This is a genomic window from Variovorax flavidus (assembly GCF_030317145.1).
In the GTDB taxonomy this organism is placed as follows: Bacteria; Pseudomonadota; Gammaproteobacteria; order Burkholderiales; family Burkholderiaceae_C; genus Variovorax; species Variovorax flavidus.
The window spans coordinates 878,594-890,632 of sequence record NZ_JASZYE010000002.1; the positions used below are offsets into that span (position 1 = coordinate 878,594).

General features: G+C 67.8%; 13 protein-coding genes. 3 read left to right on the plus strand and 10 right to left on the minus strand.

The window, feature by feature from the left end; genetic code table 11:
- Positions 1 to 95: 95 nt before the first annotated feature.
- Positions 96 to 965, minus strand: a complete 870-nt coding sequence (locus QTH90_RS14800) for a dioxygenase family protein (RefSeq protein ID WP_286665305.1) — start codon at positions 963 to 965, stop codon at positions 96 to 98.
- A gap of 134 nt (positions 966 to 1,099) precedes the next feature.
- Between QTH90_RS14800 and QTH90_RS14805 the strand changes: the two genes are divergently transcribed.
- Positions 1,100 to 2,131: a LacI family DNA-binding transcriptional regulator gene (locus QTH90_RS14805; RefSeq protein ID WP_286665306.1), complete on the plus strand. Its 1,032-nt coding sequence runs from the start codon at positions 1,100 to 1,102 to the stop codon at positions 2,129 to 2,131.
- Here the strand turns inward: QTH90_RS14805 and QTH90_RS14810 are convergent, their stop codons facing one another.
- The 6 genes from QTH90_RS14810 to QTH90_RS14835 all read right to left on the minus strand — a co-directional run bounded on the left by QTH90_RS14810 (position 2,132) and on the right by QTH90_RS14835 (position 6,811).
- Entirely contained in the window at positions 2,132 to 2,608 is a 477-nt protein-coding gene (locus tag QTH90_RS14810; RefSeq protein WP_286665307.1) for a hypothetical protein, read from the minus strand.
- A gap of 21 nt (positions 2,609 to 2,629) precedes the next feature.
- Entirely contained in the window at positions 2,630 to 3,544 is a 915-nt protein-coding gene (locus tag QTH90_RS14815) for a glutaminase (RefSeq protein WP_286665308.1), read from the minus strand.
- Positions 3,541 to 4,443 carry a DMT family transporter gene (locus tag QTH90_RS14820; protein WP_286665309.1) on the minus strand — a complete coding sequence of 301 codons (903 nt, stop codon included), beginning with the start codon at positions 4,441 to 4,443 and terminating at the stop codon, positions 3,541 to 3,543. Before QTH90_RS14820 ends, QTH90_RS14815 begins: the two co-directional genes overlap by 4 nt.
- Positions 4,440 to 4,988: a BON domain-containing protein gene (locus QTH90_RS14825; RefSeq protein WP_286665310.1), complete on the minus strand. Its 549-nt coding sequence runs from the start codon at positions 4,986 to 4,988 to the stop codon at positions 4,440 to 4,442. Before QTH90_RS14825 ends, QTH90_RS14820 begins: the two co-directional genes overlap by 4 nt.
- Positions 4,988 to 5,431, minus strand: coding sequence for a flavin reductase family protein (locus tag QTH90_RS14830; RefSeq protein ID WP_444814725.1), 444 nt, complete (start codon positions 5,429 to 5,431; stop codon positions 4,988 to 4,990). The genes QTH90_RS14825 and QTH90_RS14830 overlap by 1 nt, the downstream gene beginning before the upstream one ends.
- Before the next feature lie 150 nt (positions 5,432 to 5,581).
- A complete protein-coding gene (locus QTH90_RS14835; protein WP_286665312.1) occupies positions 5,582 to 6,811 on the minus strand; it encodes a spore maturation protein in 1,230 nt (409 codons plus the stop codon).
- A gap of 77 nt (positions 6,812 to 6,888) precedes the next feature.
- Between QTH90_RS14835 and QTH90_RS14840 the strand changes: the two genes are divergently transcribed.
- A complete protein-coding gene (locus QTH90_RS14840) occupies positions 6,889 to 8,436 on the plus strand; it encodes an alkaline phosphatase D family protein (RefSeq protein ID WP_286665313.1) in 1,548 nt (515 codons plus the stop codon).
- Here QTH90_RS14840 and QTH90_RS14845 read toward each other — a convergent pair.
- Positions 8,428 to 9,357 carry a helix-turn-helix domain-containing protein gene (locus tag QTH90_RS14845; protein ID WP_286665314.1) on the minus strand — a complete coding sequence of 310 codons (930 nt, stop codon included), beginning with the start codon at positions 9,355 to 9,357 and terminating at the stop codon, positions 8,428 to 8,430. The two genes, QTH90_RS14840 and QTH90_RS14845, sit on opposite strands and share 9 nt — an antisense overlap.
- A 139-nt stretch (positions 9,358 to 9,496) precedes the next feature.
- On the opposite strand from QTH90_RS14845, the gene QTH90_RS14850 reads away from it, so the two are divergent.
- Positions 9,497 to 10,288 carry a fumarylacetoacetate hydrolase family protein gene (locus QTH90_RS14850; RefSeq protein ID WP_286665315.1) on the plus strand — a complete coding sequence of 264 codons (792 nt, stop codon included), beginning with the start codon at positions 9,497 to 9,499 and terminating at the stop codon, positions 10,286 to 10,288.
- Between the two features lie 10 nt (positions 10,289 to 10,298).
- Here the strand turns inward: QTH90_RS14850 and QTH90_RS14855 are convergent, their stop codons facing one another.
- Together QTH90_RS14855 and QTH90_RS14860 are read right to left on the minus strand one after the other, a co-directional pair.
- The gene (locus QTH90_RS14855; protein ID WP_286665316.1) at positions 10,299 to 11,057 is read right to left on the minus strand and encodes a fumarylacetoacetate hydrolase family protein; all 759 of its coding nucleotides are present in this window, start codon (positions 11,055 to 11,057) and stop codon (positions 10,299 to 10,301) included.
- Complete coding sequence (locus QTH90_RS14860; RefSeq protein ID WP_286665317.1) at positions 11,054 to 12,034, minus strand: Bug family tripartite tricarboxylate transporter substrate binding protein; 981 nt, start codon at positions 12,032 to 12,034, stop codon at positions 11,054 to 11,056. Before QTH90_RS14860 ends, QTH90_RS14855 begins: the two co-directional genes overlap by 4 nt.
- Between the last annotated feature and the right edge of the window lie 5 nt (positions 12,035 to 12,039).

A 12,039-nucleotide genomic window follows, 5' to 3' on the forward strand; every position in this document is an offset into this window, starting at 1 on the left:
CCGGGGGCTGCCGCGGACCCGGCTTCGCCAGTCCGCCAGCAGCGCCCCCTGCAAGGGGGTAGGCGGCCACACGAACTGGGCAAGCCTGGGGGTGCTCAAGGTATCGGTGGGCGAGGGAACTTCATCTCCCCCGGTTCCAGAACGAAGTCGTGCTGCAGGGTCGCGCGCTGTCCGCCTTGCTCAAGCGCATAGCGCCCGATCAGCTTGCGCGTCACGCCGAACACTGGATCGCTTTCGAGGTTCTCGTCGTCGTCCGCGAACACCTGCGTGATCAGCACCTTGTGCCCCGGCTTGCTGACCATGAAGTGCAGGTGCGCCGGACGGTTCGGATGCCGAAGCTGCGCACGCAGCAGGTCACCGCAAGGTCCATCGGTCGGCACCGGATAGCCGGCCGGCCGCACGCTGCGGAAGTGGAAGCGTCCCTCGGCATCGGTCTGGAAGCGGCCGCGGAGATTCATGTCTTCCTGCGCCGCATCCTGGTTCTCGTAGAGGCCCACGGGCGAGGCCTGCCAGACATCGACGGTGGCGCCGGCCACCGGCTGTCCGTCGGCGGTGCGGACGCTGCCCGACACCTCAAGCGGTACGCCGCCCGGCGTCTCGGAGCGCGCGATGTTCTCGCCCGCATCGCACACGGGCGCGTTGGCGCGCCAGAAGGGCCCCAGCAGCGCGGCGGGCGATTCGCCTTGCGGGTCCTGGTTGTTGAGCAGCGCAACCAGCGTCGACACGCCGAGCAAATCGGCCGCCAGTACAACCTCGTTCTTGGTGTCGCCGCTGGCCTGGCCGATGGCGACCAGGAAGCCGAGCGCGTGCTCGAACTCGTCCTCGGTCAGCTTCACTTCATGCACGAAGGCATGGAGATGGCGGGTCAGCGCGGCCATCACGGTCCGCAGGCGCGGGTCGGGTGTGCGCTCCATGGCGTGAAGCGCCATCTGCAGCACGGAGTCGGGGGTGGTGACGATGTTCATGGTGGGCTGGGGTTTATGCAAACGTTTGCAAATTAAACTCCGGTTTGGCCCGAACGTAAAATCAGGGTATCCCCTTGACCCTTATGAAAACCGGGTCAAACAGGCAGATTCCTCAAGTTCAATCGTTTGCACTCATGAACCCTCCCGCCTCCTCCACCGTCACCATTCGCGACGTCGCGCAGGCCGCGGGCGTGCATGTGTCGACGGTGTCCCGCGCCCTCAATCCCGACAAGCGCGGGCTCATCAGCGCGGAGGTGCTTCGCGTGGTCGAGGAGGCGGCGCTGAAGCTCGGCTACCGGCCCAACCGGGCGGCTTCGGCGTTGCGCACGGGGCGCACGCACACCATCGGCGTGCTGGTGCCGGACATCACCAATCCGGTCTTTCCGCCGATCCTGCAAGGCATCGAGGCCAGCGCCGCGGCGCGCGGCTACTTCGTCTTCGTGACCAACGTGGTGGACCACGCGTTGGCCCGGCCAATCGTCGAACGCATGCTGGCGCAGCGGGTCGACGGGCTGGTGATGGCGACCGCCACGCGCGACGATCCGCTGGTCGACTACATCGCCAAGGCCGGCATGCATGCCGTGCTCGTCAACCGCGCCGACGAGACCGGGCGCCTCCCCGCCGTGGTGAGCGATGACCGGCTGGCGATGAAGCTCGCGGTCGACCACCTGGTGTCAGCAGGCCACCGGCGCATCGGCCACCTGGCCGGCCCGCAGAACATTCCGACCGGTGTCGGCCGACGGCAGGGCGTGGAACAGGCGCTACGCGACCGCGGCCTGGAGCTGGCCTGCGTGGCCGAGTGCGAAAGCTACAGCCGCGAAGCCGGCCGGGCCGCGATGCAGCAATTGCTTGCTGCCCCCACGCGACCCGAGGCCGTGGTGTGCTGCAACGACCTCGTGGCACTCGGGGCGTACGACGTGCTGCGCGAGCAGGGCATCCGCGTGCCGGAGGACATCTCGATCACCGGCCACAACGACATGCCGCTGGTCGACATGGTGAATCCGCCGCTCACCACCATCCGCCTGCCGCACCGCGAACTGGGATGGCGTGCGGCGGAAATGCTCTTCGATGAAATCGAGGGCAAGGCGCTGTCGGCATCGACGGTGGTACTGCGGCCCGAACTCGTCGTGCGCGAATCGACGCGCGACCGGGCCGCGGCCGGCTGATCAGCGCGGCTTCTGGAAGCCGCCTTCGATCCAGGCCTCCGCGCTCGCGGTGTTGAGCTTGAAGTCGGGCCTCACCCGTGCCTCGGCCAGCGTTTCCCCGGCTTCGTCGTGCGCCCGGAGCACGGCATGCGGGTTGTCCTCGTCGGGCACGATCTGCAGCGACACGCGGATGCGCTCCGAGCCCGCGCCGATGCTCAGGTGCTTGTTGAGCTGTGCGTGCAACTGCTGCTCGTGCCGGCGCAGCACTTCGGAGGCGGTCTTCACCAGCGTGTGGAAGGCCGGCGCGTCGAGCGGCTTGGGGTTCTTCTTGTCGCGGCCCATGGTCCACGGACCGACCAGCGCGGGCTCGGGGTCGCCGTGGCGCGTCATCGAGACGGCCCAGCCGTCGTCGTCCTCGTTCTTGATGACTTTCGCGGTCCAGAGCTCGTCGCTCCAGAGGGTGGCTTCCTGAATGGGGGTTGCGGTTTCTTCTGTCATGGGGGGCGCGTGTCGCGCGAATCAAAAAATGGAAAGGCCGGTGCGCGCAACGAAGAGTTCGAGCGCCTTCATGCCCAGCAACGAATTGCCCGTGGCATCGAGCGCGGGCGACCAGACGCACAGCGTGAGCTGGTCCGGCACCACGGCGACGATGCCGCCGCCTACGCCGCTCTTGCAGGGCAGGCCGATGGAGAAGGCCACGTCGCCGGCTGCGTCATAGGTGCCGCAGGTCAGCATCAGTGCGTTGATGCGGTGGGTGTGGCGCTCGGTCGTGATCTCCGGCTCGCCATCGAAGGGGTGCGCGCCGTCGCGGCACAGGAAGCACGCCGCGCGGGCCAACTGCAGGCAGTTCATGCGGATCGCGCACTGGTGGAAGTACATGTCCAGTACTTCGCTGACGGCGTTGTCGATCTTGCCGAAGCTCTTCATGAAGTTGGCGAGCGCGATGTTGCGGTAGCCGGTGGCTGCCTCGGACGCGGCGACCTCTTCGTCGTAGCGGACCGTTTCGCCGCACAGGCTCGACATCAGCGCGAGCACGTCGGGCTTGGCATGGCCCCGGCTCACGAGCCGGTCCGCCACCGCGATCGCGCCCGCATTGATGAAGGGGTTGCGCGGCTTGCCGTGTTCGTTCTCGAGTTGCACCAGCGAGTTGAACGGGTTGCCCGAGGGCTCGCGGCCGATGCGTTCCCACAGCGCATCGCCCATGCACCGCATGGCGAGCGTGAGCGTGAAGAGCTTGGAGATGCTCTGGATCGAAAAGGGTGTGGCCGCATCGCCCGCCGAAGCCTCGACGCCATCACGCGTCCGCAGGGCGATGCCGAACTGGTTCGCGGGTACGCGCGCCAGCGCGGGGATGTAGCTGGCCACCGCGCCGCCGGCGCCGAGCAGCGGGCGCATCTCGGCGTTGATCTGGTCGAGGACGGGCTGGAAGTTCATGGCTTCAGGGCGGGCCGCCGGTTCACCAGCACGATCCCGAGTGCCACACCGGCGAGTGCCAGCACGAGTTGCAGGGTGAGAGATTCGGACAGTAGCACCACGCCGAACACCAGCGCAAACAGCGGCGTCAGAAAGGTGAAGGACGAGATGCGCGTCGCGGGGTAGTGCCGCAGCAGCCACATCCAGGCCAGGTAGCTCGCGAAGGCGCCGATGGCCGTCTGCAGCGCGATCGAGAACCACGCGTAGGTCGAATACGAGAAACCCCAGCGCTCGCCCAGCAGCAGCGACAGCACCGGAGAAACCGCCGCCGTGACTGCGATTTGATAGAAGAGCGTCTTCTCGGCGCTGGCCGTGGCGAGCTTCGTGGTGCGGATCGCCATGGTCGTGAGTCCCCACAGCACGCCGGCCGTGAGCGCGAGCGCATCGCCGTGCAACTGGCTCGACGTGCTGTGCCCGAAGCTTTCGCTGAAGGCCAGCACCACGCCCGCGAAGGCCAGCGCCAACCCGACCCATTGCATGCCGTGCAGCCGCTCCGAGGGCACGACGCGCGGCAGCAGCACGGCGACCACGAAGGGCGCCGTGTAGAGAAACACCGTGAGCCGGGAAGCCGAGGTGTGCTGCAGCCCGATGTAGATGCAGACGAACTCGCCCGCGAACAGCGCGCCGGCCAGCAGTCCGCCCGGCAGCGTGCCGTCGCGCTCGAACAGGGGCACGCCGCGCGACCTGCACCACAGCCACAGCAGGACGACGGCACCGGTCATGCGGATCGACGCCTGCCAGAGCGGTGGCACTTCGGTGACGGTCGTCTTGATGAGGATCTGCTGCAGGCCCCAGAACGCGCAGCAGGCGATCAGGATGGTGGTGGCGCGGGAGTCGAGGTGGTCCTTGCGGTCGATCATTCTTTGTCTTTTTCTTGAGTCGTGGCGAGCGGATAGGGCGGCTTGCCGCGCGTGCCGGTCATGAGGTCGGGTACCACGGTCTCGACATCGGGCACGGCCTTTGCCGCGCGTTCGAGTCGCCGCGCGAGGTCCCGTGTCGGCACGCAGCCTTGCAGGTAGATCCAGCGCCGCTGTACCGTGACCCATACGCTGCTGCGGCGCAGGCCCGGCACCGCGTCCAGCGCCTCGCGGATTTCGGGGGCGATGGTCTTGTCATAGCGGTAGGCATTGCTGTCGTTGCAGCGGCCGGCCAGCCAGCAACTGGTGCCGCGTTCGAGGCGGCCGTGCATTTGCGAGCGCACTTCGGCGGGCGTGTAGAGCGGCCCCAATGGCACGGGGCAGTCCTTCAGGCCCGACGACACCTGGAAGAAAGGGTCGTCGAAGAAGTTGGTCCGAGCCTCGCTGTCGGCGGCATGGGCTGCCGGCGCGGCGGTCACGCCTGCGAGCAGCAGCACGGCGACCGATGGCACGCAGGCATGCGCCCGGCGGGAACTCGACCCGGCCATCAGAGCGGATGCTCGGTGTAGAAGCGTCCGCCGTGAAACAGGAGCGGCGAAGCCCCGGTGCTGTGCGTGCAGCGCTCCACTTCGCCGACGAAGATCACGTGATCGCCTTCGTCGTACCGGCTGCGGTTGAAGCACTCGAAGCTCGCCGCCGCGCCCACCAGCACCGGCGCGCCGCCGACCCCGTCGGTGAAGGCGACATCGGCCCAGCGGTCGACGTCCTTCTTCGCGAAGCGTTCCGCCAGGTTTTTCTGGCTGGCGGCCAGGATGTTGATCGCGTAGTGCGACCCCGTGCTGAGCGCGGCCATCGAGGCCGCACTGCGCGCCAGGCTCCACAGCACCAGCGGCGGTTCGAGCGACACGGAGTTGAAGGAGTTGGCCGTGAGGCCGACCAATGCGCCATTGCCGGACCGCGCGGTGACGATCGTCACGCCGGTCGCGAACATGCCGAGGGCTGCGCGGAACTCGTCAGTCGAGAAGGAAGGCGGTTGCGCCTGGGCGGGAGCGGTCACGGGGAAGCGGGAGGGAGAGTGAGGGGCTATTCTGGCCGATCCCGCCACGGCACGTTCGCGGGCCAGCCTGGGGGCGAGCTCTATCTATCCGAAGAACCAATAACCCACACAGACCGCGGCTACCACGCCGGCCAACTCGGCAAGCAATGCGCAGCCCACCGCATGCCGCGCGCGCTGGATGCCGACCGCACCGAAGTACACGGCGAGCACGTAGAACGTGGTCTCGGTGCTGCCCTGGATCACGGCTGCGACCAGCGCAGGGAAGCTGTCGACGCCGTGGGTCTTCATGGTCTCGATCAGCATCGCGCGCGCGGCGCTGCCGGAAAAAGGCTTGACCAGCGCCGTCGGCAGTGCATCGACGAAGCGTGTGTCCCACCCGGTCCACGCGACCAGCCACCGGATGCCTTCCAGCGCCAGGTCGAGCGCACCCGAAGCACGCAGCACGCCCACTGCGCACAGCATCGCGACCAGGTAGGGCAGCAGGTTCTTCGCGACGTCGAAGCCTTCCTTCGCGCCCTCGACGAAGCATTCGTACACCTTGACCCGCCGGATCGCGCCCACCAGCAGGAAGGCGACGATCAGGCCGAAGAGCGTGAGGTTGCCGAGCAGCGACGACAACGATGCCAGGGCCGCAGCTGACAGCGTCGCGAGCAACGCCATGAAGCCGCCGAGCAGCAGCGCACCGGGCAGCAGGTAGGCGAGCACCACCGGGTCCCACAGCTTCAGCCGTTGCATGACCGCCACCGACAGCAGCCCCACCAGCGTCGACGCGCTGGTCGCGAGCAGGATCGGCAGGAAGACCATCGTCGGATCGGCCGCGCCCAGCTGCGCGCGGTACATGAAGATCGTGACCGGCAGCAGCGTCAGCGACGACGCGTTGAGCACGAGGAACAGGATCTGCGCGTTGCTCGCCGTCGTCGCGCTCGGGTTGAGCGTCTGCAGCTCGCGCATGGCTTTCAGCCCGATCGGCGTCGCGGCGTTGTCCAGGCCGAGGGCGTTGGCCGCGAAGTTGAGCGTGATGAGGCCGAGCGCCGGATGGCCCGGCGGCACCTCGGGCATCAGCCGGCGAAACAGCGGTCCGAGCAGGCGCGCAAGCCGGTCCACGATGCCGGCCGCCTCGGCGATGCGAAGAAATCCGAGCCACAGCGTGAGCGTGCCGAAGAGCAGCACCATCACCTCGACGGACAGCTTGGCCATCGCGAACAGGCTCTCGACCACGGCCGCGAACACGGTGGCGTCGCCGCCGACGAGCCAGCGCGCGAGCGCAGCCACCGCTGCCGTCAAAAAGAAGCCAAGCCACAAACCGTTGAGCACGCGAATCCTTGCTGCGAATGCGCGCCGATCATAGGGGGCTCGTCAGCGAGTGCCGGCAGCGCGCTACATTCGCGGCCATGAATTTCAGCCGCAGAGAATTGAACCGGGCCGCGCTGTGGCTGGCATTGGGAAACTGGGCTGCGCCGTTGCGCGCAGAAGTGCTGCCGGCGCCGCGCTGGTCTTCGAACCCGTTCACGCTCGGCGTCGCGAGCGGCCAGCCTCGTCCGGACAGCGTCGTGCTGTGGACACGGCTCGCGCCCGGCGGCGAGGAAGATGCGGCGCGCCACGCGAAGACCGCGTGCGCCGTCCAATACGAGATCTATTCGGATGCGGCCTTGCGTCGCTCGGTCGCCCGCGGCGAGGTGGTGACCGATGCGTCGCGAGCCCTCAGCGTGCACGTCCACGCGCGGGGCCTGCAGCCGCAGCGCGACTACTGGTATCGCTTCAGGTGCGGCAACGCGACCAGCCCGGTCGGCCATACGCGCACTGCGCCGGCGCCCGATGCGGACGTGCGGCGCCTGCGCTTCGCGCTCGCTTCCTGCCAGCACTACGAGCAGGGCTACTTCAAGTCGCATCGGGAAATCGCCGGGCGCGAACTGGACTTCGTGCTCTTCGTCGGCGACTACATCTACGAAGGCAGCAGCCCCGCCTACGAAGTGCGCAAGCACGGCACCCGCACGCCGTACACGCTGAACGCCTACCGCGACCGCCATGCGCTCTACAAGGGCGATGCCGACCTGCAGGCCGCCCACGCTGCGCATCCATGGATATTGACCTGGGACGACCACGAAGTCGTCAACGACTATGCCGGCGACCGCGAGCCGGCCCGCGACGATCCGGAGCGCTTCCTGCGCCGACGCGCGGCCGCCTACCAGGCTTATTTCGAGCACATGCCGCTGCTGGTTCCGCCGCAGGGCAGCGCGATGCGCATCCATGACCGCTACACCTGGGGCCGGCTGGCCGAACTGTGGACGCTCGACTGCCGCCAGTACCGCAGCCGCCATGCGTGCCCCGATCCCGAGCGTGACGTCGGCCGCACGGTCATCGGATGCGCGGACCTCGCCGAGCCCGCCCGCACGATGCTGGGAGCCGAGCAGGAACGCTGGCTCGCACAAGGCCTGGCCTCTTCGACGCGGCAGTGGAAGCTGCTCGGCCAGTCTTCGCAGATCAGCGCCACCGGGATCGACACGCCCGAGGGCCGCAAGGTCTGGACCGATGGATGGGACGGCTACCCCGAGGCTCGCCGCCGGCTGCTGCAAGGCGCTCACCGGGCCGGCGTACGCAACCTCGTGGCGTTGGGCGGCGACGTGCACCGTCATGCGGCGGCCGACCTTCGCGTGGTGCCGAACGACAGCGCCTCGCCCATCGTCGCGACCGAATTTGTCGGTGGATCGGTCACTTCGAAGGGGGCCGGCATGGCGGCCATGGCGCGCATGCGACGCGACAACCCCGACGTGGCCCATGCGCGGGGCGACCAGCGCGGCCATGCGTTCATCGACATCACGCCGCAACAGCTGCAGTGCGAGTTCCGCGCGACCGCGCATCCGGTGGTGGCCGATGCGGCATTCGACACGCAGGCCCGCTTCGTGGTCGAGGCGGGCCACGCGGGCCTTCAATCAGCCTGAGGCCTGCGTGCGCATGGCCTGGGCCTCGTTGCGGAACTGCCGTGGCGTGACGCCGGTCCACTGCCGGAACCGCCGGCCGAAGTAGACGGCGTCGCCGAAGCCGCATCGGTGCGCGACATCGCCGATGCGGTCGCTGGAGGTCAGCAGCAGTTCCTTCGCGTGTTCCAGCCGCCGCTCCGTCACCAGTTCGGTGAAGGTGCGGTCGGTCTGCTTCTTCAGCAGGTGGGCGAGGTAGTTGGGCGACAGCATGGCCGCGGCCGCTGCGTCGTTGAGCGACATCTCCTCGCGCAGGTGTTCGCGCACGTAGCGCATCACGCGCTGCAGCGCGTCGTGCCGCGAACTGCGGCCGCTGTGGCGCGCCGCATGTCCGAGCAACTGCGCCTCCTGCCGCTGGCAGGCCAATCCGAGCAGTTGCAGCAGGATGCCGCGAATCGCGCCCTGGGTGCCGAAGGAGCGCGTCTGGTTCAGCACGGTCAACTCGTCCAGCCAGCCGAGGATGCGTGCGGAGTCCGCGTCGCCGAAATGGAAGTCGACGTACTCCTGGAAGAGAAACGGCGCGAGTTCCGGCAGGCGGGCGATGGAGACTTCCTCAAGGTCCAGCGCTTCCACGTCGAGTTCCGGCCAGAGAAAGCCCTGGTCGAAATTGATGATGGCGTAGCGGGAGTCGGGCGGATGCGGAACGACGTGCACCCGATAGGGCAGGACGAAGCTCACATGGCCCGTGCCGAAGGGCCGCACCGCACCGCCGATCACTTGCTGCGTGCCCCCCTGGACGCTCACCTGAATCTGAAAGTACTCATGCCGGTGCGGTCGCGCGAGAACATCGCGGGCACCTTCGAAACGGATGTCGAAATCGAGGTGGTTCGCGCGCTCTTGCATGCCGTAGAGGCGGAGGCTGGAATGGCGGGACGGGGTCGGCATCGGGCGATCGTAAGGGGGCATCGGGCGGGCTCCGCACGGGTGTGTGGGTTGTGTCCTTGTTCAGCGTAAATACGTGCGGCATCGCAGGGGCATACGGGTCCAGAATGAATCTTTTCAGAGCACCCTTAGGAGACAAGACATGCCCAGTTCACGTCGCGGCCTGCTGGCGACATCCGCCGCCATGGCCAGCGGAGCCCTCGTCGGTTGCGCATTGCCGGCCGGCGCCGCGCGCTCCCCGAGCACGCCTTTCGAAGTGTCGTCGTCGACGATTCCGATCGTCGGCAGCGAGCAGGTCTTTCCGGTTCGCCGCATCTATTGCATCGGACGCAACTACGCCGCACACGCGCGCGAGATGGGTTCCGACCCGACCCGCGAGCCGCCCTTCTTCTTCCAGAAGCCGGCGGACGCGATCCAGGTCGTCATGCCCGGCACCGTGCCCAACCATCCCTATCCCAGCCTGACGAAGAACTACCACTACGAGGCCGAACTGGTCGTCGCGCTGTCCAAGGGCGGCACCAACATCCCGATCGAGAACGCGCTGTCCCATGTGTACGGCTACTCGCTGGGCCTGGACATGACGCGCCGGGACCTGCAGCGCGAGATGGGCGACCAGAAGAAGCCATGGGAAATCGGCAAGAGCTTCGACAGCTCGGCGCCGATCGGCCCGATCCATCCGGTTGCGAAGGTGGGTCATTTCACCGACGGCGCGATCTGGCTCAAGGTCAACGGCCAGACCAAGCAGAGCGCGACGCTCAAGCACATGATCTGGTCGGTGGCCGAGCAGATCAGCCGGCTGTCGCAGGCCTTCGAACTGATGCCCGGAGACATCATCTATTCGGGTACGCCGGAGAACGTCGGGCCGGTGGTGCGCGGTGACCTGATCGAGATGCACATCGACGGATTGCCGAACCTCTCGGTTCGAGTGGTCTGATCCCGGAAGCTCAGAGGCGGGCTTCGGCCCGCCCGATGCCCGGGAACTCGACGACCACCGTGTCTCCCTGGCGAATCGGCAGCACGCCCACCCACGAGCCCGTGGTCACCACGGTGCCGGCCGGCACGGTCGCGCCGTTGCGCGTCACATGCCGCAGCCAGATCGGCAGCAGCCAGGCGGGGTCGCCCATCGAATGCGCACCCTTGCGCAGATCGGGTGGGTTGGTGCCGATCCGTGTCTCGCAGGTTTGCGCTGCCCAGTCGCGCGCGGCATAGGGCACCCAGGCGCCCAGCACCAGCGCACCATGCGATTGCTGGTCCGCGAGGCGCAGAAGGGCCGAAGCATTCGCCGGGTCTTCCCAACGTGAATCGACGATCTCGATCGAAACGGTCATGGCATCGATCACGGCCGCCGCAGTCTCCGGCGTGAGCGCAGCGGCGCGTTCGGGCGTCACGGCTTCGCCGAGACGCAGCGCGATCTCGGATTCGATGCCGGGCGCATTGAAGTGCATGTTGCCGTAGTTCGCCGGGCTGGCGCGCACGCCATCCGGTGGCAGCGGTGCATGCGTGAGCACTGCGTCACGCGAGGGACCGCCTGATTTCCAGTGGCCGGGGACGGCGGCCGTGCCGAACCATCCCATCGCTCCCGCCACACGGTCCTGCACTTCATAGGCCTGCGCGGCATCTGCGACGCTGTCACGCCACGCCGCCGCATCCATCGCGCGACCTTCGCGCCATGCCGATGCCAGGGATGCCGCCAGATCCGTCATGCGTCCACCTTCACCTTGCCGTCCTTGACGACGCGGGCCCACTTGTCGATCTCGCTCGAGATGAACTTGGAGAACTTCTCGCGCGAGCCGCCGCCGTCCTCGGCGCCGTAGGTGTCGAGCCGCTCCTGCACATCGGGCATCGCCAGCACCGTGTTGACGTCGCGGTTGATCTTGTCGGCGATGCCAGCCGGCAGCTTGCCGGGGCCGGCGAGTCCGTACCAGGTGGTGGCCTCGAAGCCGTCGAAGCCCTGCTCCTGCATGGTCGGAATGGTCGGGTGACCCTTGGCGCGCTTGAGCCGCGTCTGGGCGACGCCGATCACCTTGCCGCTCTTCACGTGCGGGGTGGCGGCGGTCATCGTCTCGAAGCTGTACTGGATCTGGCTTCCCATCAGGTCGGCCAGCAAGGGCCCGCTGCCCTTGTAGGGCACATGCATCGCATCGACCTTGGCCTGCAGCTTGAACATCTCCAGCGCCAGATGCTGCGCGGAACCGGAGCCGGCGGAGCCGAAGCTCACCTTGCCGGGCTCGGCAGCGCACAGGGCCACGATGTCCTTCACCGTCACGGCCTTCTGCGTGGGGCTCGCGATCAGCAGGTTGGGCGTCACGCCGACCAGCACGATCGGCACGAAGTCGCGCTCCACGTTGTAGCGCAGCTTGGGCTGCAGGCTGGGCGCGAGCGCGTGGCTGTTGATGTGCGCCATCAGCAGCGTGCTGCCGTCGCTCGGCTGCGTCGCCACGTACTCAGCCGCCAGCACGCCAGCCACGCCGCCCTTGTTTTCGACGATGACGGTCTGGTTCCACATCACGGCCAGCTTCTGCGCGACCACGCGGGCCAGTGCGTCAGTGCCGCCTCCCGGCGGAAAGCCCACCACGATGCGCACGGGGCCCGAAGGCCAGTCCTGCGCGAACACGCTGGGCACGCCGAGGGTGGCGGCCGCCGCCGCGCCTGCGGCCTGGATGAAGGAACGTCGTTGCATGGTGT